The sequence below is a fragment of the Enterovibrio gelatinilyticus genome, assembly GCF_028683095.1.
Lineage (GTDB): Bacteria > Pseudomonadota > Gammaproteobacteria > Enterobacterales > Vibrionaceae > Enterovibrio > Enterovibrio gelatinilyticus.
The window spans coordinates 34,886-58,521 of the sequence record NZ_JAJUBC010000032.1; the positions used below are offsets into that span (position 1 = coordinate 34,886).

Below are 23,636 nucleotides of genomic sequence, written 5' to 3' on the forward strand. Positions count from 1 at the left end.
ATCGGACAGGGAAGGACAACGTTGGATTACTTCAATTATCAGGATGACGGACAGCTTTGGGCTGAAGAGCTGCCATTGGCGCAATTGGCTGAAACTTATGGCACGCCGCTATATGTTTATTCGCGTGCGACATTAGAGCGCCACTGGCATGCATTCAATAACGCAGTGGGCGATCATCCGCATTTGATTTGTTATGCCGTTAAGGCAAACAGCAACTTGGGCGTGCTCAATGTACTCGCTCGTCTAGGCTCTGGTTTTGACATCGTGTCACAAGGTGAACTTGAGCGCGTGTTGGCGGCAGGAGGTGACCCAGCGAAAGTGGTGTTCTCCGGTGTGGCTAAAACGGCGGATGAAATGGCGCGTGCCCTGTCGTTAGGTATTAAGTGCTTCAACGTGGAATCGGAATCCGAGCTTGATCGACTTAACCAAGTCGCGGGTGAGTTAGGCAAAGTCGCTCCAGTGAGTTTGCGCATCAATCCCGATGTGGACGCGAAAACGCACCCATATATTTCCACGGGCTTAAAAGAGAACAAGTTTGGTATCGCGTTTGATCGTGCTCGTGAGGTTTACCAGTACGCGCATAGCCTGCCACACTTAGCCATTCATGGTATCGACTGTCATATCGGCTCACAGTTAACGGAATTGGCACCGTTTATTGAATCAACAGATCGCCTATTGGCGCTGATTGATGCTTTGCGTGCAGATGGTATTCAAATTAAACACCTTGATGTGGGTGGTGGTTTGGGCGTGACGTATCACGATGAAAAACCGCCTCAACCGTCAGAATATGCAAAAGCACTGCTAGACCGTCTTGATAATCACCAAGACATTGAATTGGTGTTTGAACCGGGTCGAGCGATTGCAGCCAACGCTGGCGTATTGCTGACCAAAGTGGAATTTCTAAAGCATAACGCTGAAAAGAATTTCGCCATCATTGATGCCGCAATGAACGACTTGATTCGTCCTGCTTTGTATCAAGCTTGGCAAGACATCGTGCCGCTTCGTCCTCGTGAAGGGGAAGCCAAGACATACGATCTTGTTGGCCCTGTGTGTGAGACGGGTGATTACCTAGGTAAGGATCGCGCGCTGGTTCTTGAAGCAGGGGATTTACTGGCGGTACGTTCGTCAGGTGCATACGGCTTCGTGATGTCATCAAATTACAACACGCGTCGTCGCGCAGCAGAAGTGATCGTTGACGGTGAAACGGCCCATCTGGTTCGTCAGAGAGAGCCTCTAGAGTCACTGTGGCAGTTAGAACAGGTTTTGCCTGAATAAAGGAACCGGATGCAAATACAATTTTCGAAAATGCATGGTCTCGGCAACGACTTTATGGTGGTTGATTGCGTGACGCAGAATGCGTATTTCTCCCCGGATATGATTCGTCGTTTGGCGGACAGAAACACGGGGGTGGGTTTTGATCAGCTTTTGGTGGTCGAGCCCCCCTATGATCCAGAAAGTGATTTTCACTACCGGATTTTTAATGCCGACAGCAGTGAAGTTGAGCAGTGTGGCAATGGTGCGCGCTGCTTTGCTCGCTTTGTTCGTATGAAAGGGCTAACCAACAAACATCAAATCCATGTCAGCACCAAATCGGGAAAAATGGTGCTTAATATTGAGAGTGATGATGGTGTCACGGTCAATATGGGTGAGCCTATCTGGGAACCCGCTAAAATTCCATTTCGCGCAAATGCGGAAGAAAAAACCTATATTTTACGTGTAGAAGATACCACCTTGTTTGTTGGTGCAGTCAGCATGGGAAATCCACATTGCGTGACCGTGGTTGATGATATTGATACTGCACCTGTAGAGGCCTTGGGCCCGTTAGTGGAATCGCATGAGCGTTTTCCAGAGCGTGTGAATGCAGGCTTTATGCAGGTTGTATCGCGCAGCGAGATCCGCCTGCGTGTTTACGAACGTGGCGCTGGCGAAACACAAGCGTGTGGCAGTGGGGCTTGCGCCGCTGTTGCCGTGGGTATCATGCAAGGCTTGCTTGATGAGTCTGTACTCGTGCAATTGCCGGGCGGCAATCTTCACATTCGCTGGCGTGGACCGGGTCATCCTTTGTATATGACAGGCCCAACCTCACATGTTTATGATGGACAAATAACAGTATGACGGAGCTTTCCAAGCTCGAAGGGCCACTGGCAAAAGCATTAACTGAAGATGCCGTGGCCAGCTATTTGAAAGACCATTCAGATTTCTTTCTACGCCAGCCTGAGTTGTTGGCGCAGCTTCGTATTTCTCACGCCGAGCGTGGCACGGTCTCTTTGGTTGAAATTCAGCTCGGTCGATTACGTGATCGCGTGGCGGAATTAGAAGAAGACATCACGCAGTTAATGAGTATTGCCGCAGGAAATGAAAACCTGTTTAGGGCGTTTTCGCAAACTCACAAAGCATTGTTTGCCGCCAATGATGAGCAAGCGATTCATCAAGCGTTGCGAGTGTTGGCGACATCTCTGCAATTGCAGGTAAGCCTGCGGTTTTACGATGTTGGGCATCATGCGCTGGACAAGAAAAGTGTCGACGCAGTGAAGTCAGCGCACTTTTGTGGTCAACGCGTTTATCTTGGTCGTTTGCGAAAAGCCGAAGGTCAGCAATTTGTGAGCCAAGCGCCTGAACTCGGGTCGTACGCATTGGTTCCAGTGTTTGCGGGCAAAGAAATCGGCTTTTTGTCGTTTGCGAGTAAAGACGGCGGGCATTTTCAGCCAAGCATGGACACCTTGTTTGTTGAGCAAATTGCCGAGCACATCGGCATATTGCTGAACAAATGGCAGGATGACGAATGAGTCTTCTCTCGTCGATGGAAAAACCGTTGGCGCGATTTTTTGACTACATGATCCGTGAGCGAGGCTTAAGCCGCTATACCGAATCAAATTATCGTCAACAACTCACTGCCTGCGCCACGTTCTTGCAAACATCTGGCGTGACCCAATGGCAGGACGTGGATGCCGGCTGGGTGCGTCAAATCGCTTCTCAAGCCAAACGTGAGCGCCTAAAACCGGGCAGTATTGCGCTGCGCTTATCCGCCCTTCGTAGTTTCTTTGATTTTCTGGTGGCCGATGGCGTTTTGGGTGCGAATCCAGCTAAAGGCGTGGCTGCGCCAAAGCAAGGCCGTACGTTACCGAAAAATCTCGATGTCGATGAAATCAACCAACTGCTTTCTGTAGACGCCGACGACCCATTAGCGGTGCGAGATCGCGCCATGATGGAGTTGATGTATGGCGCTGGGTTGCGTTTGTCTGAGCTCATTGGCCTTAATCTTCGTGATGTCGCCGTACGAAAGGGCGACTTACGTGTGATTGGTAAAGGTGACAAAGAGCGCGTTGTGCCGTTTACTGGCATGGCCAAAGAATGGCTGATCAATTGGATAAAAGTGCGCAACCTGCTGCTCAAAGGGCCTGAAGAGGCGTTATTTATTTCCAAGTTGGGAAACCGTATCTCCCCGCGTAGCGTACAAAAACGTATGGCTGAGTGGGGGCAAAAGCAGGCAGTGAATAGTCATATTAATCCGCACAAACTCAGGCATAGCTTCGCGACCCATATGCTGGAGTCATCCGGCGACTTGCGCGCTGTGCAAGAGTTGTTGGGTCATGCTGACTTGTCGACAACACAAGTGTATACCCACCTCGATTTTCAGCATCTTGCCAAAGTGTATGATGCGGCCCATCCACGGGCACGAAAGCGCAAGAGTGACTAGCGCAGCGGGCTGATCTCGCTCACTGACGATGAAAAGGAATGAACATGAAGTTTTATCGTAGATGGGAAGCGGTGAGTGCGTTGACCTTTGATTTGGACGATACCCTTTACGACAATCGCGTCGTCATTATCCGTGCCGAGCAAAAGTTACTGGATTGGTTAGAAGAGCATTGTGCGCCAATGGCGGCATTTAGTTGGTCACAGTGGCAAGAAATGCGACAGCAAGTGATCGACAATGATGCGTGTTTGAAAGGGTTTGTGACTGAAATTCGACGTGCTCAAATCCGCCTTGCTGCCAGTCGCTGCGGCCTGAGTGACAGCGCCGGAGCGCAACTCGCCAATAGCGCTGTTGATTTCTTTTTGATGGAGCGCAGTAATTTTGTGGTTCCTGATGAAGCGGTCGAAGCCCTATCTGCGTTGTCTGCGCGTTATCCCTTGGTGGCGATCACTAACGGCAATGTCGACTGCGATAGATTGGGGCTCACTCCTTACTTTCAAGGAATACTTCAAGCAGGGCCTGATGGACCTGCCAAGCCTGCCCCTGCACTTTTTATGAAAGCTAAATCTCTTCTTGGGCAAAAACCATCACGTATTCTGCATGTCGGCGATCACTTAAAGTCGGATGTGCGAGGCGCGAAATTGGCAGGTTTTAAAGCGTGTTGGTTTAATGATACGCAACAGCCGCTGACGGTGCAGCGGCATGCTTCGTTATTACCGGATGTGGAAATCTCCCACCTGAGTCAACTTCTGACCCTCACCCGCGCTGTTTGAGTTTATTGTCGACAGCCAGCAAACCTGGTCCCCAAATCATGGTGACCAACATCATGACGCCCCACATCTGGTGGTCAAAGAAGCCTTTATCCCAAAGCGCAGGGTAAGACACCACCGCCACAATATTAAACACAAATAAGGCAAGCGCAGCAGGGCGTGTAAGTAAGCCTAACACCAAGAATACCGGCAAGATAAGCTCTGCGGCAGTTCCTAGATATGCGGCCATTTCCCAAGGTAAAACGGGCACCTGATATTCATATTCAAACAAATAGAGGGTGCTATCCCAGCTCGCTATTTTGGTTTGTCCCGCTCGGAAAAAGACCCACGCAACCCATAAACGGCTGATCAGCAACAACGCTGGCGCTAGAGGCTTAAGCGCAGATTCAAAAATATTATCCAGTTTGGTGATCAAAGAAAGCATACGCAATATCCTTTTTCTTATGGCGTGCGAGTAAGGTTGAAGTCAGTAAAGACACCGCGCTGCATGGCGCTGGCAATATGTTGCAACTGCTCTGGGGCAATATCTCGAAATGGCGAATGTGCGCAGGCGTCAATCAAACCTGCCTCAATGGCGTCCAGCACAGTCACGGTCAGCGTGTCATGCCTGAAATGTATGAGTACAGATTCTGCAGAATTAAAGTCAATAGATTGAAGTTGTTCCTCGTCTTGGCGAGTCACTGCATCCCAAATCTGGCTGATGGCAAAGTCACTTTGAATGATTTTGGCAGCAGGCGAGACGTGCAGGTGAATATCACCAAACTCCTCTGGTGGAACCAACGCGAGCGCATCAACGGGAAATGGCGCGGGTGGCACAACCGCCTGATTAACGGTTTGAATATGCCACTCCAGTGTCGCGATGTCCGCCAAATAGGGAACCGCTTCAATGATGTTTGGTATGGCGGTAATCGTGTGATTGAAACCCTCGCCGTAACGATCCACGCAGGCATCTTTCATTTGCGTGTGCAGCACATGTTGTCGTGCAATCGCATCGAAACAGACATCCCCGACGAGTGCTTTGACCACGGGGTAAACCACGGTAAGGCATTCACTCAGTGTCATCACAAAGTTATTGCGATAGACCTGAAGCAAAGCATCGGGCGATGTCACGCCGTGCTCAACGGGTAACTCGTGAGGCTGGTAATGCAATGCATCACCAAACTGGCGTTGCAGGGAAGCCAAATCGGGGGAGGTCATGATGCCACCCCACTGAGAGTGCTGGGGGAGAGCGTAGTGAGAATATCATGGGCTTTTTTTGCCTCCGCGAGGAGAACCTCGGGGGCGGGAATATCCGTGTCCCATTCAATCAAGGTATGTCGCGGTCCGTTAGCGGCTATCCATGCACGGTAGAGTGCCCACACAGGCTCAGAAACAGGTTGGCTGTGAGTATCAATCCAGATCTCCCCTTCAGGCAACGGATTCACTGTGTAACCAGCAAGATGAATCTCTTTGACTTTGTCGGGGTCAATGGCTGCTAAATATTGTTGAGCGTCAAAGCCATGGTTAAAGGCACTGACGTGTATATTGTTGAGATCGAGCAGCAAGCCGCAGCCTGTGCGATGTGAGACTTCGGCTAAAAACTCCCATTCGGGAATCGTGGAATGGCTGAAGCTCAAATAGCTCGAAGGATTTTCAACCAGCATTTGCCGACCAAGATAATCTTGTGTGGCATCGACATTGGCGCAAAACACCTCAAGGGCTTCGTCGGTATAAGGAAGGGGAAGCAAATCATTAAAGTACTCGCCGTTAACCGAACTCCAACTTAAGTGATCGGACACGAAGAGTGGATCAATGGTATCTATGAGTCGTTTTAGACGACGTAAATGTTCGCGGTTAATGGGGTCGGTAGACCCTAATGACAAGCCCACCCCATGACAGCTAATCGCATATTGACGACGCAGGGCGAGCAATGTCTCGACAGCAGCAGAATCAGGCTGGAAAAAGTTTTCACTGTGTACTTCTAACCATCCTATATCCGGAGTCTGATTAGTGAAGTGTTCATGATGTGGATGCCTAAGCCCCACACCAATCCATGGTGAAAACTTATCCATGCCTAATCCCTTTGCTTTCGTCGATTAAGAAGAGGTTTTAGAGCTACCCGATAGACGGTCACATAGACCTTCTGGTACGACGATGAATGCATCAGATTGTGCGTCTTTCGTTGAAGTACCAGCACATGAGCTCGTGTTGGTAGCACAGTCATTTTTACCGGCTTTCGCCACGCCGTAGCATTTCTCTTTTTCTGCCGCTTGAGCAACAGTGGTGGTTAATGTGGTAGCACCCACAGCAAGCAGACTAGTGACAGCAGCAGCGACAGCAAAATTCGTCTTTTTCATGTCAATTCCTCATTGTAAGGACGGAGGTCCTTAGGATTATCAATTGATTAAAGATAGAGCCGTCTTCATAACGTGCTCACTTAAAAAGATAGGTGGAACATATGAAAACTTTCGCTACTGAGGTTATTTTTTACAAAAAATTAATAATCTGGTCGGTGCGCGATTATTTAACCTTATGATTTGTAATGCTTAAATATTATTTGTGAGCCGTGTGAATAGTGAGGATGACAGCGCTAATCACAATGGCTCAGCCCAGAAGATTGCTCAAAACGTAAAGCTAATGCGTTTTTCCTCAGAATTTTGGTCTTAGGTTCGCACCTGAAAGTCACTTGGGTATATAATCTCCAACCAGTGTATAAATAACCAGTGAATGAACGATGGACGTATCCCACCTGATCGACGGTCTTAACGACAAACAACGCGAAGCCGTAGCCGCCCAGCTCGGCAACTATCTGGTGCTAGCGGGCGCGGGGAGTGGTAAAACCCGGGTGCTGGTTCATCGCATTGCATGGTTAATGAAAGTCGAGCATGCCTCTCCGTTTTCTGTGTTGGCCGTGACTTTTACCAACAAAGCCGCTGCGGAAATGCGTGGTCGTATTGATCAATTGATGCAGGGCACATCCTCCGGTTTGTGGTGCGGTACATTCCACGGTTTGTGCCACCGCATTTTGCGTGCCCATCATCTTGATGCGAATTTGCCGCAAGATTTCCAGATTCTGGATTCAGATGATCAGCAGCGTTTGCTGCGTCGTTTGATCAAAGCGCAAAATCTGGATGAGAAACATTGGCCTGCGCGTCAGGCGTCGTGGTACATCAACGCCAAAAAAGACGAAGGGCTACGCCCACACCATATTGATGCGCAATTTGATCCTGTCGAAAAGACGTGGTTGCGTGTGTACAGCGCCTACCAAGAAGCTTGTGACCGAGCGGGGTTGGTGGATTTTGCTGAACTCCTATTGCGTTGCCATGAGTTGCTGCGTGATAAAACCCATATCCGAGAGCATTATCAGGCGCGTTTCCAGCATATTCTGGTGGACGAATTCCAAGATACCAACAACATCCAATACGCGTGGCTTCGCATGATGGCGGGGACACAAGCCAATGTGATGATTGTGGGTGATGATGACCAGTCAATTTACGGCTGGCGCGGCGCGAAAATTGAGAACATTCAACGATTCCTCGACGATTTTGTAGGCGCACAAACGATTCGTTTGGAGCAGAACTACCGTTCAACGGGCAACATTCTGAAAGCGTCTAACCACCTCATTACTAATAACGCCGAGCGCATGGGTAAGAGCCTATGGACCGATGGTCAAGAAGGTGAATTGATCTCTGTATACAGTGCGTTTAACGAGTTAGATGAAGCGCGTTTTGTCGTCGGTAAAATCAAATCGTGGCATGACGATGGCGGCGCATTGAATGATTGCGCCATGCTATACCGTAATAACGCCCAATCACGTGTATTGGAAGAAGCCTTGATTCAAGCGGGTCTGCCGTATCGCATATACGGTGGCATGCGATTCTTCGAACGCCAAGAAATCAAAGATGCGTTGGCGTACCTACGTTTGATGGCGAACCGTTTTGACGACGCTGCTTTTGAACGCGTGGTAAACACACCCACCCGTGGCCTCGGAGATCGTACCTTGGAGACCATTCGTTTGGCGGCGCGTGATCGCGGTGCCACGATGTGGGAGGCGAGCGTTCAGCTATTGGAAGAGCAAGTCTTGGCGGGGCGCGCGGCGAATTCATTGCGTCGTTTTGTCGAGTTGGTGAATGCGTTGGAAGACGACACCCGTGAAATGGCACTGTTCCAGCAAACGGACTACGTGATCCAGAACTCGGGATTACGCGCTATGTACGAAGCTGAGAAAGGCGAGAAAGCCCAAGCACGTATCGATAACTTGGAAGAGCTGGTGACGGCAACGCGACAATACGAAGTGCCTGAAGAAGTGCAAGAAGACATGTCGCCACTGTCGGCGTTCTTGTCTCATGCAGCACTGGAGGCGGGTGAAGGGCAAGCTGATGAGTTCGAAGATGCCGTCCAGTTAATGACGCTTCACAGTGCCAAAGGGTTGGAATTCCCAATGGTGTTTATGGTGGGTGTTGAAGAGGGCATGTTCCCAAGCCAGATGTCTTCTGAAGAGGCGGGTCGACTCGAAGAAGAGCGTCGTCTTTGCTATGTGGGTATGACGCGCGCCATGCAAAAACTCTACATTACCCACGCAGAAATGCGTCGTGTGTATGGCAAAGACATGTTCCACAAAGCGTCTCGATTCATTCGTGAATTGCCAGAAGAGTGCATGGAAGAAGTGCGCATGCGTGCCAAGGTGACACGCCCTGCGGCTGCGAGTGGTCGATTCTCACAAACCCAATCTCAGCAGAACTTCAACCAAACGGGCTTTAATTTAGGCCAGCGTGTGCAGCATCCTAAGTTTGGTGAAGGCACCATCATTAATTTTGAAGGCAGTGGTAACCAAAGCCGTGTGCAGGTGGCGTTTAACGGTGAGGGTATCAAGTGGTTGGTGACACAATATGCCAAGCTTGAAGTTATGTAAGGCTTGAGCCTTTTGAAAGCGGTAATTGACTGGCAAAGCTAAACCAAGCTTCATCAAGAGACATAAAGAAAAAGGGAGGCTGAATGCCTCCCTTTTTGATGCTTGAGCGTTGCTGATTTTTTTTGAGTGCTTTCTTTAGCGGCGGAGCACGGAGCAATTAAGCCGCTTGACCCCAAAGGCTTGATAGCGAACCTAACAACGAATCACTGGCTCCTTGCTCACCAAGGTACTTCAAGATCACCGGCGCATATTGGGTCACCATGGTAGGGTCTAACCCTAGCGCGTCGAACACTTTGTTCACCGACTCCATGTTATTTAGCATGCTGCCTAGATCGCCAGGAATGGCGCCAGTTAGAGAGTCCAAACCTGGAACCATCTTCGTGAGCTCGCTTGCTTGATCTGTACCAAGTTCTTGATACGCCATTGCCAGTAATGCGCCAGCGCCACCCGCGGCTTGATCGTCGTTGACGTTGAGATCGCTTGAAAGCAGAGACGTGAGTGGGTTATCTGCCGCTTCTTTGCTGACGCCAGTCATCAGATTGCTGGCTTCTTTTTTTGCATCACCCACCAAACTGTCCAAACTCAGTGCATGTGCCGGCATGGCCGCAGCGATCAATACGGCGGAAAGTGCCATCACATTTAATTTACGTAACATGGTGCTCCTCCTGAGGGGCATTAATTTCGGCTACTTGGCCGTGACCAATCCTTCGCGCCTTGGGTCGGCTCCGCCTTCCAAGGTGCCACTATCGATTACAATACCGTGTATACCTGAAGTTAAGTCACGAATATTCACTTTATATCCCATCTGTTCAAGTGCTGGTTTGAAACTTTCCGCGTCAGTCCCTGCTTCAAGATCATAAGTGCCAAATCGGTTGACGAGGTGGGGTAAATCGATGGCGGATTGGATATCTAGGCCCCAATCAAGGTGCGCGACCAATGTTTTGGCAACATAGCCGATAATGCGGCTTCCGCCTGGAGAGCCAACTGCCATATAAGGCTTACCGTCTCGCATCACGATGGTGGGAGCCATGGATGAGCGTGGGCGTTTACCCGGCTCTACGCGGTTCGCAATGGGTATGCCATCTTTGTGAGTTGCAAAGGAGAAATCGGTCAGCTCATTATTGAGTAGGAAGCCTCGCGTCATCAGACGCGAGCCGAAGCCGTTCTCAATCGTGGTGGTGATCGACACAATGTTGCCCGCTTTATCCACGATGGAGAAATGGCTGGTGGACGGTAATTCGATGGACTGGTCATCAGCCCGCGGTGGTGTGTGCTTGGCATGGCTAAATTGGGGTACGCCGGGGGCGATATCTGTCATGGCACCCTCTTCGGGAATGAGTGCCGCACGTGCTTTTAGGTATGCAGGAGCCAATAAGCCTTCTGTCGGTACGGGGACAAAGTCTGCATCGGCAATGTAACGCCCGCGATCGGCGAAGGCCAAACGTGAAGCATCACCGAGCAAACGCCAACTCTCTGGGTTGTCTTTACCCAGGGTTTTCATAGGAAAGTGACTGACGATGCCAAGGATTTGACCAACGGTTATACCGCCAGAGGTGGGCGGACCCATGCCGCACACTCGATATTGGTGGTAAGGGGCGCAAACGGGCTCACGCTCAATGATGCGGTAGTTTGCGAGATCATCTTTACTCAATACACCAGGGTTGCCGGCGGCGCGTTGCACGGTGGCGACGATGTCATCCGCGATAGGACCTTGATAGAAATTGTCGATATCTTCGGCCACCATTTTTAAAGTGCTGGCGTACTCTAGGTTCACTAAGCGATCGCCAATGTTTAGTGGGTGACCGTTGTTGTCAAAGAAGTATTGATGCGTGGCGGGATAGCGACGCAACCTGTCGGCATCTCCTTCAATCAGTGCCGCTAAACGAGGGGATACTTCAAAACCGGATTGGGCCAATTCGATGGCAGGCGTCAGTACTGCTCGCCACGATAAGTTCCCATATTTGGCGTGGGTGTCGTGCATCAAACGCAGTGTGCCAGGTGTGCCTACGGAGCGGCCTCCCACAACGGCATCATAAAATTTAAGTGGCTCACCGTTTTCGTTGAGAAATAGTTTAGGTGTGGCGTCCATTGGCGCGGTTTCGCGACCATCGAAGGTAGTGAGCGCTTGTGCCTTGTTGTCCCAATATACTAAAAATGCGCCGCCACCAATTCCAGAGCTTTGTGGTTCAACTAAACCCAGAACGGTTTGCACGGTAACCATCGCATCGATGGCATTGCCGCCTGATTTTAGAATGGCTTCAGCGGCTTTACTGGCATGAGGGTTGGCTGATGCGACCATCCACTCAGTGCCTTTTACGCTTTTGCGCATTACGCTACCGGTGGCAAGTTCAGGGGCCACCGCATCGGTAATTTGACCTTCTGTGGTGGCGTTCGTGGTACCAGTCATCATCAAACTAAGCACGAATACAGGTGCCAATGTGGAGAAAAGTCGGGAAGAGGGTCGTTTCATTCGAATTCCTTTTAACGCCAAGATGGTCAGTCTCTGAGTATAGTTCGGCAATGGACGATAAGGGTGTCGGATTAACGAGGCAATGGGTGAAAATCGCCAGTAAAGGCAGCAGGATAGGAAGATCGCAAGCGCATAAAAAAACGGCACCTTACGGTACCGTTCCTTTCAATTACAGTGAGATTAGGACTGGGCCCGTTGTTTCTTCTGGTGCCTGATGGCGTCGAAGGTAAAAATGACGAGTGCCGTCCAGATGAAGATAAATGTCGTGGCTTTGTCGGCAGTGAAAGGCTCGGCATAAAGACCCACGGCCAAAAAAAACATAATGGTTGGGCCGATGTATTGGAAAAAGCCCAGCGTTGATAAGCGCAATTTGGTGGCAGCGCCGTTAAAGCACAACAACGGTAAGGTTGTGACGATACCTGCGGCAATCAGTAGCAGGTTCATGCTCCAACTGTTGTCGAGCATGTTTGAGGTCGCGCTGTCGGCAATAAAGAACAAATAAATGGCTGATGCTGGCAATAACACCGCGGTTTCAATGAACAATCCGGTGGCTGCATCCACATTAATTTTTTTACGCAACAGACCGTAACAACCAAAGCTGCTGGCTAATACCAGAGCTACCCATGGTAGTGAACCAAAGGTAATGACCTGAATGGCGACCCCTGAAAAGGCTAAGACGACGGCAATCCATTGTAAGCGGCGAAAGCGCTCACCCAAAAATACCATGCCGAGCACCACGTTGATTAACGGGTTGATGAAGTAGCCAAGGCTTGCGTCTAACATGAGGTTGTTGCCCACGGCCCATATGAAAATGAGCCAGTTGGCGGCAATAACTAAGGCCGTGATGGTTAAAAGTGCTAAACGCTTGGTATCTTTGAGTAGCAGCTTGACGCGGGCAAAGCTGCCACTCATTTTCACTATGATGGCGAGAAAGAAAAACGACCACAGCACACGGTGCATCACGACTTCCAATGCCGGGACGTCAGTTAACGCTTTAAAGTAGATAGGGGCGATACCCCACATGGTGTAGGCGCCAAGGGCGAGCAGTACGCCTCTGCGTGTTTGTTGCGCATCATTCACTGCGAGATCTCAACATTCGATTTAGGACAAAGAGCAAAAACCGCCAAAAGGCGGTGCGGGCAGCGAAAAATAAGGGGTATTCATGGTTGGCATGGTGTGTAAGTGCCATATTTCCATCAAATCTAAACGGTTTGGCTGCAACAATCAGTATATGGAGGATGCATGACTATGCACACCTTTAAGGTGACATATTGTTGAGAAAATCGTGTGCGACGACAGCATGGCTTTCAACATGAGCGTTGGGCGTTTAGAATGAGCGCCAATTCATAGTTGAGAGGTATCATGACCGTAACTGACTCGGCCGCGCAAACGCCGGAACTTGCACAAGATGAATCTGTTTTGCAGTCGGTGTTTGGCTATCACAGCTACCGAGACGGTCAAAAAGAAATCATTGATGCCGCGATCGCGGGTCAAGATTGCCTTGTCATCATGCCAACAGGCGGCGGTAAGAGCCTGTGTTACCAAATTCCTGCTTTGGTGCGGGAAGGTGTGACGATCGTTATCTCTCCACTGATCTCACTGATGAAAGATCAGGTCGATCAACTGCTCGCCAACGGCGTGCAAGCTGCGTGTATTAACTCATCAATGCTCCCAGAAGCTCAGGCGGCAACGTGGCAATCGCTGCGTGAAGGAAACTTGTCATTGTTGTACGTGTCGCCGGAACGCGTACTGATGCGTGATTTCATTGAGCGTTTACAGACCACCAAGATTGGCCTAATCGCTGTCGATGAAGCGCACTGTATCTCTCAGTGGGGACACGATTTCCGTCCTGAGTACGCTCAACTTGGCTGCTTGAAACAGCATTTTCCTGATGTGCCTGTGATGGCTTTGACCGCCACGGCGGATGACACCACTCGTCAGGATATTTGTTCTCGTCTTGCTTTAGATGCACCCCATACCTTTCTTGGTAGTTTCGATCGCCCCAATATTCGCTATACCTTGATCGAAAAGCACAAACCGTTGGCGCAAGTGACTCAGTTTCTCGCCGGACAAAGCGGGCAAAGTGGCATCATTTATTGCAGCAGCCGTAAGAAAGTCGAGCAAGTGGCAGAAAAGTTGTGCGACCAAAACCTGCGCGCAGCCGCTTATCATGCGGGCATGAGCAACGAACAGCGTGCTTGGGTGCAAGAAGCTTTTCAGCGAGACGACGTACAAATCGTGGTGGCGACCGTCGCGTTTGGAATGGGTATTAATAAGCCCAATGTGCGTTTCGTGGTGCATCACGATATTCCCCGCAATATTGAATCTTATTATCAGGAAACCGGACGCGCTGGGCGCGACGGCTTGCCTGCTGAAGCTGTGATGTTCTATGACCCGTCAGACATCGGCTGGTTGCATCGTTGCTTGGAAGAGAAACCGGAAGGACCGCAAAAACAGGTTGAAAGCCATAAGCTTAACGCCATGGGCGCATTTGCTGAAGCGCTCACCTGTCGTCGCTTGGTGTTGCTGAACTACTTTGGCGAATACCGGGAGAAACCTTGCGGAAACTGTGATATTTGCTTAGATCCTCCCACCTTATTTGATGGCACTGAGCAGGCACAAAAAGCGCTGTCTTGCGTGTATCGCGTTAATCAAAGCTTTGGTGTGGGTTACACGGTTGAAGTGCTGCGTGGTATGCAAAATCAGCGCGTGAAAGAGCACGGTCACGATAAAATCAGTACCTATGGCTTGGGTAAAGACCACAGCCACGAGTATTGGGTGAGTATTTTTCGCCAGCTGATCCACCGTGGCTATTTAATGCAAAACATTGCACGAAGCTCAGTGTTACAACTGACCGAAGAAGCACGCCCTGTGTTGCGTGGTGAAACGGCACTGGAGTTGGCTGTGCCTCGTTTGGGCCTGTCGCCTCGAAGCAAAGCCGATAAACTGGGTAAGCGAAACTACGATAAGAAGCTGTTTGCCAAGCTGCGTAAGCTACGTAAGGCCATCGCGGATCAAGAAGATATTCCACCATATGTGGTGTTTAACGACGCGACCTTGATTGAAATGGCCGAAATGATCCCGACATCGCAAGGTGAACTGCTAGCCGTGAATGGCGTGGGCCAGCGCAAACTTGAAAAATACGGCAATGCATTTTTGGATGTGATTGAAGATCACATCACCCTCAATCCGGATGATGTGAGTTATGGATAACCCCGATTTTGTGTTAACCCTCTTTGATGCCCATGAAGGGCGTTTGGTGATTGCCGCGAATGCGTTGGATTTCGACAATGCGGCGTCTTACTTAAACACATTCTGTGAGCTCATCGGCGCTACACCTGAAGACAAACAGACAGACGCGGATTTGCATACGTGGCTTGTGGACTTTGAAGGGGTGACGTTTTTGCTCAAAGCCGAGCATTACAGCGCCAGCATTTGGCTAGAACGTCTTGGTCAAGATGGGGATGACGAGCTCGCTTTTTTGCAACGGTGGCTCAGTCAACAACTGCCTGTTTCCTGAGAAAACCGAAGTACTCAGTTCCCTTCGCAAAGGCGGTTGGCAAGCGCATAATTTGCTGTATAATTCGCCACCTTCTTTATGGTGCTATGTGCAACATGAAGTCGATAAAATCACGTGTCGAGCCGAAGGCTTGGCATAAATAGTACGTTTGGGTTCCCTCGCCCCCAATGACAAAAAGGTTCACAATGAGCACTTTTACGCCCGCGCAACAGCGCAACGCCCTCTCTTACTTGGTGGTTTTCCACCTTGTTATCATTGCGTCAAGCAACTACTTGGTACAACTGCCGTTCACCATTTTTGGTTTCCACACCACGTGGGGCGCATTTACCTTCCCGTTTATTTTTCTGGCGACTGATCTGACTGTCCGTATTTTCGGAGCAGGCATGGCACGTAAGATTATTTTCAGTGTGATGGTGCCATCGCTACTGATTTCTTATGTGTTGTCTGTATTGTTCTATCAAGGGCAGTACCAAGGTCTCGCCGATCTGACCGTGTTTAACCTGTTTGTTGCACGTATTGCCGTGGCAAGCTTTATGGCTTACATGCTGGGGCAAATTCTCGACATTCACGTGTTTAACCGACTTCGTCAGACGAAAAAGTGGTGGGTTGCGCCAAGCTGCTCGACCATTTTTGGTAACGCCATTGATACGTTGGCCTTCTTTGCCATTGCGTTTTACAACAGCCCTGACGCCTTCATGGCAGAGAACTGGACGGAAATCGCCGTGGTGGATTACATCTTCAAACTGGTGATCAGCCTTGGTTTGTTTGTACCTATGTACGGTGTGTTGTTGAACTACCTAGTAGGTCGAATGACACGTGTTAACGAAGCCGCGGAAACCAAGCTGGTTTAGCGACTGTTAATACGACACAGATGAGGGTTAAAAAGGCCGATCGCAAGATCGGCTTTTTTGTACCTGAACCTTGTTGTCGGCTGATATTGAGTGACTCGTATATACTCGTGAAATAAGAAAGTAAGTACAGCGTCATTAAGGGATATTTCATGATTATTCGAGAAGGTACCTTGGCAGAAGCCATCGAAGTGCTTGGTAATATTGGGGAGTTTGCTCGTTCAGAAACATTAGGATCGCTCAAAAAGCGTCTTGGTGATAAGCCTTATCTGGTGTTAATCGCGGAACATGAAGGAGATTTATGTGGCGTGAAAATTGGCTATCAGCTAGATGATGATTGTTTCTACAGTTGGTTGGGCGGGGTGACACAACAAGGCCGACGTCGAGGCATTGCGCAAACGTTGCTTCATGCTCAAGAGCGTTGGGTGGCCCAGCATGGCTACACCAGCTTAAGAGTGAAGTCGCGGAACTGTTTTGCTGGCATGTTGTGTTTGTTACTGAACAACCACTACCAGATAGAGCATTTAGAGAAGAAAGACGCACTTGATCAATATCGCCTCCATTTTGTGAAGAAAATCACACCTAGTGAATGAAATGCTAAAAATACATAATAATGACTAGCAAATGCTAATGAGAATGATTACTATTTATTTCGTTCGATGACGAAGGCATTCTTCGCCAAAGAACACACGACATTGCTCACATTGCTTCCAGTATATGTATTTGCATGAAACTGCTGATAGTTATCTTGCAGTTTTCCTCATGCAGGCGACACCCTCCTAGGTGTCGCCGTTTTCTTTTCTAATGCTCATGAATGACTCCCTACTTCACCTAGTTTGCTGAATCAGGCGATATCCACCAGTTTCGCAACCAGTTTGTTAATGCCCGAAGCGGCTTCGCTGACTGAGGTGGCAAGCATATAAGCTGGTGTGGAAAGTAATCGTCGGCTTTGATCCAGAACGAAGTCGTCAACAGGGCACTGGATATGTTCACCGCCCATGGCATCAAAGGCTGCTGCTGTGTCTGGATCTGAACCAATCGTCCCTTTGGCTCCGGGGCCATAGACTTTCGGGATCAAGATTGGGGAAATACAGATGTAACCCGCTGGCTTCTCTGCATTCGCAAATGCTTTGCAGATATGTAAAACATCTTCCTGAACCGTCATGGCGGTGCCATTCACAGCAAAATCACTGAGATTTTTAGCCACTCCAAAGCCGCCAGGCAGCAACAAGGCGTCAAAGTCATTGGGATCTAACTCGGTAATTGGGGAAATCTCGCCACGACAAATGCGTGCAGCTTCTTGGAGTGTATTACGTGATTCGCTAGTTGGCGCACCAGCATGATGGTTGATCACATGGTGTTGCTCTTCGTCAGGCGCAAAACAATGCCAACTGGCACCTGCTTGTTCTATGGCTAGTAGGGATAACACGACTTCTTGGATTTCAGAACCGTCGTACACGCCACAGCCGGCTAAGATGACTGCCACTTTTTTCACTAATGCGTCCTCATCGTCAAGAATAGCGTCGCCACGGCTTGGCGAGCTTCTGCTGAATTAATCATCAAACAAAGCCTAGTCTATGAGCAAAATGATGATCATTTGAATCCCTGTTGCTCACAGAATTTAGGGTTAGCTTGTGAAATAAATTTAGACGAAGGGATCTGTGTACAATTTCTTTTTCCACAGTCGATGATCGAGAAATGATCCTGATCAGGATCAATGACTTAACCTTAAGTGCATAAAAACAAAAGATATAATTTTTCATTTTGCACGTTATTTACGCATGATCTGAATGGGCAAAAATAAATACCAACAAACTTATCCACAGTGAAATCGGGTGCCTGCTGGGATGACATCATTTATACACAGGGTGGTTTCCATTACTGCGGATTGTGTGATGGTTGAGCGCTATCACCTGCTAATCATTGCCAATCAATAAGCAGAGACAGTCGACGTTCTGTGGTGGTTTGGGTATATAGATCGAAATCGCGGGTTAACAGAATTGGCGAGTCGTGGCATCCTAGCTCATCAATCATTTTCTGGTTAGCTTATAACGTTATGGCGACGACTTCTGACAGTCCGTTGATTCTGGTCGACGGCTCCTCTTATCTTTACCGTGCGTACCACGCATCCCCCAATCTGACGAGCCCTAAAGGTGAGCCGACAGGGGCGATTTATGGCGTCGTTAACATGCTACGCAGTTTGGTAAAACAATACCCAACGTCGAATGTCACGGTGATCTTCGATGCGAAAGGCAAAACCTTTCGTGATGACATGTATGCGGAATACAAAGCTCATCGTCCTCCAATGCCTGATGATCTGCGTGGGCAAATAGCGCCACTGCATGCGATCATCGAAGCCATGGGTTTCCCTATGATGGTGATCGAAGGCGTTGAAGCCGATGACGTGATCGGCACCTTGGCAACCCAAGGTTCAAAAGCCGGTATGCCGATCTTGATCAGCACGGGTGATAAAGACATGGCGCAGTTGGTGGATGAGCATGTCACTCTGATCAACACCATGACGAATGTCATCATGACGCCTCAAGGTGTGCATGATAAATATGGATTTGGCCCTGAATACATCATCGATTATCTGGCACTGATGGGCGATAAAGTCGATAACATTCCCGGTGTTCCAGGCGTAGGTGATAAAACCGCGACGGCGTTGATTGCCGGTATCGGTGGATTGGAAGAGCTGTACGCTAACCTTGATAAAATTGCAGCGCTCGGCTTTCGTGGTTCGAAGACCATGGCGAAGAAGCTGGAAGACAACAAAGAGGAAGCGCTCCTCTCATATCAACTTGCCACCATCAAGCTGGATTGCGAACTGCCTTTCACACCGGAAGCACTGATCAACCGTGAACCGGATAACGCCAAATTAGTCGAATTGTTCACTGAGCTGAACTTCAAACGTTGGCTTGCCGAAGCACAAAGCGGCAATGCTGGTATGGACGCGGTTGCCGAACGCGCTGTAACACCAGGTGCTTCAGCGAGTTCAGAAAAGAAAGAAGCAAGCTTCTCTGCGGCCAGTATTGATCGCAGTCAGTACGAGACCATTCTGACAGAAGAAGCGTTCCGAGTTTGGATGGACAAGCTTCGCAACGCAAACGTTGTGGCTTTTGATACCGAAACCGACAGCTTAAATTACATGGAAGCGAACTTAATCGGTCTTTCTTTCGCTGTCGCAGAAGGTGAAGCGGCTTATCTGCCCGTTGCACATGATTACTTAGATGCCCCTCAGCAACTAGATAGAGACTGGGTGCTGGCTGAAATGAAAGCATGGCTTGAAGATGCTGGCGCACTGAAAGTTGGCCAGAATCTGAAATATGATGCGAGCGTGCTGGCGCGCTATGACATCGCCATGAAAGGCATTGCTTACGACACCATGCTTGAGTCTTACGTGTTCAATAGCGTGGCAGGCCGTCATGATATGGACAGCCTCGCGCAGCGTTACCTGCAACACACCTGCATTAGCTTTGAAGAGATTGCAGGCAAAGGCAAAAAACAACTGACCTTCAACCAAATCGACATGGAGCAAGCGGCACCATACGCGGCAGAAGATGCCGATGTGACGTTGCGACTGCACAATGTGTTGATGGCTCACCTGCAACAAGATGACAAACTGAAAACCATTTTCGAACAATACGAAATGCCATTGGTGCCAGTCCTGTCTCGCATTGAACGTCATGGCGTGTTGATTGATAGCGACATGCTGGGCAAGCAGTCTCAAGAAATTGCGTTGCGTCTGGACGTACTTGAGAAAGAAACCTTTGAACTGGCGGGTGAAGAATTCAACTTGAGCTCTCCAAAACAGCTTCAAGTCATTCTGTTTGAAAAAATGGGCTTGCCTGTTATCAAGAAAACACCGTCTGGCACTCCATCAACTAATGAAGAAGTACTGCAAGAATTGGCGTTGGACTACCCATTACCAAAACGCATTTTGGAATACCGTGGGTTGGCGAAACTGAAATCCACGTATACCGATAAATTGCCTAAAATGGTGAATCCGGCCACTAAACGTGTGCATACCTCTTATCACCAAGCAGTAACAGCAACGGGCCGTTTATCGTCAACCGATCCAAACTTGCAGAACATTCCTATTCGAAATGATGAAGGTCGTCGTATTCGCCAAGCGTTTATTGCCCCAGCAGGTAAAACTATCCTGGCTGTCGATTACTCTCAAATTGAGCTTCGTATCATGGCGCACTTGTCTGGTGATGAAGCGCTGCTTGATGCTTTCCGTCATGGCAAAGATATTCACAGCGCCACTGCGGCGGAAGTGATGGGCGTAGAGATAAGCGAAGTTACTTCAGAAATGCGCCGCCGCGCGAAAGCGATTAACTTTGGTTTGATTTATGGCATGAGTGCGTTTGGGCTTGCCAAGCAGCTAGGTATCCCACGTGGTGAAGCGCAACAGTATATGGATCGTTATTTTGAGCGTTATCCTGGTGTTCTCCAATATATGGAAGCCACGCGTTTACAAGCCGCAGAGCAAGGTTATGTTGAAACCATCTTTGGCCGTCGTCTGCATTTGCCTGAAATTAACTCTAGCAATGGTATGCGTCGTAAGGGCGCTGAACGCGCAGCGATCAATGCGCCAATGCAAGGCACCGCGGCTGATATTATCAAACGCGCAATGATTTTGGTTGATAGCTGGATTGGACAACAACCGGAAGGGCGTGTCGCTTTGATCATGCAAGTACACGATGAATTGGTGTTGGAAGTAGATACCGAACACCTGTCTGATGTAGAGCAACAGGTTTGTAAGTTAATGGAATCAGCAGCTTTACTTGATGTTCCTTTGGTTGCTGACTCTGGTAGCGGCGAAAACTGGGATCAAGCCCACTAATTCAATGCGTTTGTGTTCGGCCAGATCACATAACAACTTAAATTCTATAGCGAAAAAAGCCTGCAAAAGCAGGCTTTTTTATTGATGTAATGAAACAAAATGAACACAACTGGCACTATTTTTTATAATTTGATGAAAAAAAACTACGTAAAGGGTTTTCTTAAACGACCAATTGATATACAGTTAACGGCGTAGGGTACAGAGGTAAGATGTTCTATCTTTCAGACCTTTTGTTTCACGTTATTGGATTTGGCTGATTCAGCAGCCCCGGTTGATGTATGTCGACCGGGGCATTTTTTATTGTGTAAGACCTCATTTCTTTAATCTAATCATCTCTCAGTAAAATTCATATTTAACAGTTGTTTACTGTAATTTTCATTACGGTTTATGGGATTTTTTTCTTTATATTAGAGTAATTACTTTAATTTGAGCATTGTGAAGCTATAATGATATCCGCTTCTTGTTCTTGATGTGATTGGGGTGATCGGCATTTTCCTTTCCCTGATGACCCTCACGTTATGTATGACCGATCTGATCACTCAGGTCGGTCTTTTTTTATTCATTCAAACTGTAATTTACTTCCAAAACGGATATCAGCGAAAAGTCCTTTGGCTTCATTGATATTTATCGATTAAAAATAAGTTTCAAGATCAGGACAATGGCGTAAAGAAATCATACGTTTATTCGCAAACTAAGAGATGGTGTATGGTTTTAAGGGCGAAGTGGGCAGGTTTGTTTGCAGGGGCAACTTGCGGATAGTCAGATGTTGGATGACACTCAAAATATAATAAATAAGAAAAAACCTCCTATTTCTCTCCCGTTACCCCACCTCATGGTGGGGTTTTATTTTTTCATAGACAAACAAGTTGGTTACTCAGGCGCTGACTCACCTGTGCTTTTTTCTGCTGAAATATCTTCAGAGATAACAGCATCTTCGGCTTCGATCGCGTCGTCGACGCCAGTGTCAAATACTGGGAAATACCAGCTATCGAGCTTTTTACGTAGTTTGTCGACACCAATCCCTTTTAGTGATGAGTAAAGCTCGACTTCTACGTCGCCACCAAAATCGACGGCCGCTGCTCTGACTTTAGTGAGTTCTGCTTTGCGCGCACCGCTTTTCAGCTTGTCACACTTGGTGAGTAGTGCGAGCACTGGCAGGTTTGAATCAACGGCCCAGAAGATCATTTGCTGGTCGAGGTCTTTCAGTGGGTGACGAATATCCATCAACACAACCAACCCTTTTAGTTGTTCGCGTTTTTGTAGATATTCACCTAGAGATTGCTGCCATTTTTTCTTCATTTCTAACGGCACTTGCGCGAAACCATAGCCCGGCAAGTCGACGATGTGACATCCCTCATCTACTTTAAACAAGTTGATCAATTGTGTGCGACCCGGCGTTTTACTCACCTTAACCAAGCTTTTATGATCACAAAGTCGATTAATTGAGCTAGATTTACCAGCATTAGAGCGACCGGCAAACGCGACCTCTATACCAGTATCTGGCGGCAAGTGCCTGATATCTGGGGCACTGGTGATAAAGTGTGTGTTGCGATAGTTGAGTGAAGGATTCACTGTTAACTCCGTCTCGACTTTATGTAGTCGATTGATTACTTTTATGTGAAATTGTGTAAAATGACCGTGCTCGGTTTTTGCTCGATGATTGTATCATGATGGCGTGGGCATCGTGGTATGGAAGCTTGATAATTATAAATGGAATGTCATGAAGAAATTAGCGCTACTACTCACTTTAATTGCGAGTTTTACCGCCTATGCACAGGGTGATGCAGAAGCAGGTAAAGCAAAATCAACCACTTGTGCAGCTTGTCACGGTGCCGACGGTAACAGCTTAATTCCGGCAAACCCCGTTCTAGCAGGTCAGCACGAAAAATACCTGTTTAAGCAGCTCAAAGAATTTAAGCTCGGTATGACGTCCGGTGGTGAACAAGGTCGTTACAATCCAGTGATGGCTGGAATGGTGGCGGCACTGTCTGAGCAAGACATGGCAGACTTGGCAGCTTACTACGCCACCCAAACTGCAAAGCCGGGCGTAACGCCTGAGTCGACCGTTGAACTGGGCGAGCAACTCTACCTTGCTGGTGACAGCGAGCGTGGCATTGCCGCATGTATTGCTTGTCACGGACCACGTGGTAACGGCACATCCTTATCTGGGTTCCCTAAAATCTCCGGTCAGCATGCTGATTATGTGAAAGCGCAGCTGATGGCTTTCCGCGATGGGACTCGAAACAACGACTTGAACGGCATGATGGGTATTGTATCCACCAAGCTGTCAGACAAAGAGATTGACGCTATTTCAAAATACGTGGGCGGACTGCATTAATTAACCAATGTGTTAGCGCGTGAAATAGTTAAAAAGGTAGCGGAAGCTGCCTTTTTTGCGTTAAGCAGTAATGTTTTTCTCAATGCTTTGTAAGCGATTGTCCATCCGCTGGTGAGTTTCTTGCCTAAATACTTGCCCGTTATTATTTTTTTCACCTATCTTTCAATTAGATATTCTTAATGGTGATTTCACTTGTATTGGAATTGTGAGTTCGCGCCTATTTTGTGTTTAGGATTGGCGTAAAATTATTTTTGTC

At 48.5% G+C, this 23,636-nt stretch carries 22 protein-coding genes; 13 read left to right on the forward strand and 9 right to left on the reverse strand.

The annotated features are described in order from the left end of the window. Positions 1-21: 21 nt before the first annotated feature. Genes lysA through LRP50_RS21250 form a run of 5 tightly spaced genes read left to right on the forward strand, consistent with a single transcriptional unit; the run spans position 22 to position 4,467 of the window. Entirely contained in the window at positions 22-1,275 is a 1,254-nt protein-coding gene (gene lysA, locus LRP50_RS21230) for a diaminopimelate decarboxylase (protein WP_274166433.1), read from the forward strand. A gap of 9 nt (positions 1,276-1,284) precedes the next feature. Next, a complete protein-coding gene (gene dapF, locus LRP50_RS21235; protein ID WP_274166434.1) occupies positions 1,285-2,115 on the forward strand; it encodes a diaminopimelate epimerase in 831 nt (276 codons plus the stop codon). Beyond that, positions 2,112-2,786 (forward strand): DUF484 family protein, encoded by a 675-nt coding sequence (locus LRP50_RS21240; RefSeq protein ID WP_274166435.1) that lies wholly within the window; start codon positions 2,112-2,114, stop codon positions 2,784-2,786. The genes dapF and LRP50_RS21240 overlap by 4 nt, the downstream gene beginning before the upstream one ends. Beyond that, the gene (gene xerC / locus LRP50_RS21245; RefSeq protein ID WP_274166436.1) at positions 2,783-3,697 is read left to right on the forward strand and encodes a tyrosine recombinase XerC; all 915 of its coding nucleotides are present in this window, start codon (positions 2,783-2,785) and stop codon (positions 3,695-3,697) included. The genes LRP50_RS21240 and xerC overlap by 4 nt, the downstream gene beginning before the upstream one ends. Before the next feature lie 44 nt (positions 3,698-3,741). Further along, entirely contained in the window at positions 3,742-4,467 is a 726-nt protein-coding gene (locus LRP50_RS21250) for an HAD-IA family hydrolase (protein WP_274166437.1), read from the forward strand. On the opposite strand, the gene LRP50_RS21255 is transcribed toward LRP50_RS21250, so the two are convergent. The 4 genes from LRP50_RS21255 to LRP50_RS21270 are packed head-to-tail and all read right to left on the reverse strand — an operon-like array spanning position 4,451 to position 6,800. Continuing rightward, a complete protein-coding gene (locus tag LRP50_RS21255; RefSeq protein ID WP_274166438.1) occupies positions 4,451-4,888 on the reverse strand; it encodes a DoxX family protein in 438 nt (145 codons plus the stop codon). The two genes, LRP50_RS21250 and LRP50_RS21255, sit on opposite strands and share 17 nt — an antisense overlap. A gap of 17 nt (positions 4,889-4,905) precedes the next feature. Next, positions 4,906-5,661 carry an HvfC/BufC N-terminal domain-containing protein gene (locus LRP50_RS21260; protein WP_274166439.1) on the reverse strand — a complete coding sequence of 252 codons (756 nt, stop codon included), beginning with the start codon at positions 5,659-5,661 and terminating at the stop codon, positions 4,906-4,908. Then, on the reverse strand, positions 5,658-6,515 hold the full coding sequence (bufB, locus tag LRP50_RS21265; RefSeq protein WP_274166440.1) for an MNIO family bufferin maturase: 858 nt from the start codon (positions 6,513-6,515) through the stop codon (positions 5,658-5,660). The genes LRP50_RS21260 and bufB overlap by 4 nt, the downstream gene beginning before the upstream one ends. 24 nt (positions 6,516-6,539) lie before the next feature. Beyond that, entirely contained in the window at positions 6,540-6,800 is a 261-nt protein-coding gene (locus tag LRP50_RS21270) for a BufA1 family periplasmic bufferin-type metallophore (RefSeq protein ID WP_274166441.1), read from the reverse strand. A 377-nt stretch (positions 6,801-7,177) separates the two neighbouring features. Here LRP50_RS21270 and uvrD point away from each other — a divergent pair, with 377 nt between their 5' ends. Then, positions 7,178-9,355, forward strand: coding sequence for a DNA helicase II (gene uvrD, locus LRP50_RS21275; protein WP_274166442.1), 2,178 nt, complete (start codon positions 7,178-7,180; stop codon positions 9,353-9,355). Positions 9,356-9,512: 157 nt separating this feature from the next. On the opposite strand, the gene LRP50_RS21280 is transcribed toward uvrD, so the two are convergent. The 3 genes from LRP50_RS21280 to rarD all read right to left on the reverse strand — a co-directional run bounded on the left by LRP50_RS21280 (position 9,513) and on the right by rarD (position 12,905). Continuing rightward, positions 9,513-10,010 (reverse strand): DUF2780 domain-containing protein, encoded by a 498-nt coding sequence (locus tag LRP50_RS21280; protein ID WP_274166443.1) that lies wholly within the window; start codon positions 10,008-10,010, stop codon positions 9,513-9,515. A gap of 30 nt (positions 10,011-10,040) precedes the next feature. Further along, positions 10,041-11,825: a gamma-glutamyltransferase gene (ggt, locus tag LRP50_RS21285; protein ID WP_274166444.1), complete on the reverse strand. Its 1,785-nt coding sequence runs from the start codon at positions 11,823-11,825 to the stop codon at positions 10,041-10,043. A 180-nt stretch (positions 11,826-12,005) separates the two neighbouring features. Then, positions 12,006-12,905: an EamA family transporter RarD gene (gene rarD, locus LRP50_RS21290; RefSeq protein WP_274166445.1), complete on the reverse strand. Its 900-nt coding sequence runs from the start codon at positions 12,903-12,905 to the stop codon at positions 12,006-12,008. Positions 12,906-13,187: 282 nt separating this feature from the next. On the opposite strand from rarD, the gene recQ reads away from it, so the two are divergent. The 4 genes from recQ (at position 13,188) to LRP50_RS21310 (ending at position 16,786) form a co-directional block, all read left to right on the forward strand. Next, positions 13,188-15,038, forward strand: coding sequence for an ATP-dependent DNA helicase RecQ (gene recQ / locus LRP50_RS21295; protein ID WP_274166446.1), 1,851 nt, complete (start codon positions 13,188-13,190; stop codon positions 15,036-15,038). After that, on the forward strand, positions 15,031-15,345 hold the full coding sequence (locus LRP50_RS21300) for a DUF3630 family protein (RefSeq protein ID WP_274166447.1): 315 nt from the start codon (positions 15,031-15,033) through the stop codon (positions 15,343-15,345). Before recQ ends, LRP50_RS21300 begins: the two co-directional genes overlap by 8 nt. Before the next feature lie 185 nt (positions 15,346-15,530). Next, entirely contained in the window at positions 15,531-16,196 is a 666-nt protein-coding gene (locus LRP50_RS21305; RefSeq protein WP_274166448.1) for a 7-cyano-7-deazaguanine/7-aminomethyl-7-deazaguanine transporter, read from the forward strand. A gap of 149 nt (positions 16,197-16,345) precedes the next feature. Further along, positions 16,346-16,786 carry a GNAT family N-acetyltransferase gene (locus LRP50_RS21310; RefSeq protein WP_274166449.1) on the forward strand — a complete coding sequence of 147 codons (441 nt, stop codon included), beginning with the start codon at positions 16,346-16,348 and terminating at the stop codon, positions 16,784-16,786. A gap of 251 nt (positions 16,787-17,037) precedes the next feature. On the opposite strand, the gene elbB is transcribed toward LRP50_RS21310, so the two are convergent. Then, positions 17,038-17,688, reverse strand: a complete 651-nt coding sequence (elbB, locus tag LRP50_RS21315; protein WP_274166450.1) for an isoprenoid biosynthesis glyoxalase ElbB — start codon at positions 17,686-17,688, stop codon at positions 17,038-17,040. 561 nt (positions 17,689-18,249) lie between these two features. Between elbB and polA the strand changes: the two genes are divergently transcribed. Both polA and spfP read left to right on the forward strand, forming a co-directional pair. Then, positions 18,250-21,042, forward strand: a complete 2,793-nt coding sequence (polA, locus tag LRP50_RS21320; RefSeq protein ID WP_274166451.1) for a DNA polymerase I — start codon at positions 18,250-18,252, stop codon at positions 21,040-21,042. Between the two features lie 209 nt (positions 21,043-21,251). Beyond that, on the forward strand, positions 21,252-21,299 hold the full coding sequence (gene spfP, locus LRP50_RS25795) for a small protein SpfP (RefSeq protein ID WP_438616993.1): 48 nt from the start codon (positions 21,252-21,254) through the stop codon (positions 21,297-21,299). A 613-nt stretch (positions 21,300-21,912) separates the two neighbouring features. Here spfP and yihA read toward each other — a convergent pair. Next, a complete protein-coding gene (gene yihA, locus LRP50_RS21325) occupies positions 21,913-22,614 on the reverse strand; it encodes a ribosome biogenesis GTP-binding protein YihA/YsxC (protein ID WP_274166452.1) in 702 nt (233 codons plus the stop codon). A gap of 148 nt (positions 22,615-22,762) precedes the next feature. Here yihA and LRP50_RS21330 point away from each other — a divergent pair, with 148 nt between their 5' ends. Continuing rightward, positions 22,763-23,380 (forward strand): c-type cytochrome, encoded by a 618-nt coding sequence (locus LRP50_RS21330; protein ID WP_274166453.1) that lies wholly within the window; start codon positions 22,763-22,765, stop codon positions 23,378-23,380. The last annotated feature ends 256 nt before the right edge of the window (positions 23,381-23,636 follow it).

Excerpts from the sequence above, each read along its gene's own strand:
- dapF (WP_274166434.1), top strand. The coding sequence starts at position 1,285 with ATGCAAATACAATTTTCGAAAATGCATGGTCTCGGCAACGACTTTATG.
- LRP50_RS21240 (WP_274166435.1), top strand. The coding sequence starts at position 2,112 with ATGACGGAGCTTTCCAAGCTCGAAGGGCCACTGGCAAAAGCATTAACT.
- xerC (WP_274166436.1), top strand. The coding sequence starts at position 2,783 with ATGAGTCTTCTCTCGTCGATGGAAAAACCGTTGGCGCGATTTTTTGAC.
- LRP50_RS21250 (WP_274166437.1), top strand. The coding sequence starts at position 3,742 with ATGAAGTTTTATCGTAGATGGGAAGCGGTGAGTGCGTTGACCTTTGAT.
- LRP50_RS21255 (WP_274166438.1), bottom strand. The coding sequence starts at position 4,888 with ATGCTTTCTTTGATCACCAAACTGGATAATATTTTTGAATCTGCGCTT.
- LRP50_RS21260 (WP_274166439.1), bottom strand. The coding sequence starts at position 5,661 with ATGACCTCCCCCGATTTGGCTTCCCTGCAACGCCAGTTTGGTGATGCA.
- bufB (WP_274166440.1), bottom strand. The coding sequence starts at position 6,515 with ATGGATAAGTTTTCACCATGGATTGGTGTGGGGCTTAGGCATCCACAT.
- LRP50_RS21270 (WP_274166441.1), bottom strand. The coding sequence starts at position 6,800 with ATGAAAAAGACGAATTTTGCTGTCGCTGCTGCTGTCACTAGTCTGCTT.
- uvrD (WP_274166442.1), top strand. The coding sequence starts at position 7,178 with ATGGACGTATCCCACCTGATCGACGGTCTTAACGACAAACAACGCGAA.
- LRP50_RS21280 (WP_274166443.1), bottom strand. The coding sequence starts at position 10,010 with ATGTTACGTAAATTAAATGTGATGGCACTTTCCGCCGTATTGATCGCT.
- ggt (WP_274166444.1), bottom strand. The coding sequence starts at position 11,825 with ATGAAACGACCCTCTTCCCGACTTTTCTCCACATTGGCACCTGTATTC.
- recQ (WP_274166446.1), top strand. The coding sequence starts at position 13,188 with ATGACCGTAACTGACTCGGCCGCGCAAACGCCGGAACTTGCACAAGAT.
- LRP50_RS21300 (WP_274166447.1), top strand. The coding sequence starts at position 15,031 with ATGGATAACCCCGATTTTGTGTTAACCCTCTTTGATGCCCATGAAGGG.
- LRP50_RS21305 (WP_274166448.1), top strand. The coding sequence starts at position 15,531 with ATGAGCACTTTTACGCCCGCGCAACAGCGCAACGCCCTCTCTTACTTG.
- LRP50_RS21310 (WP_274166449.1), top strand. The coding sequence starts at position 16,346 with ATGATTATTCGAGAAGGTACCTTGGCAGAAGCCATCGAAGTGCTTGGT.
- polA (WP_274166451.1), top strand. The coding sequence starts at position 18,250 with ATGGCGACGACTTCTGACAGTCCGTTGATTCTGGTCGACGGCTCCTCT.
- LRP50_RS21330 (WP_274166453.1), top strand. The coding sequence starts at position 22,763 with ATGAAGAAATTAGCGCTACTACTCACTTTAATTGCGAGTTTTACCGCC.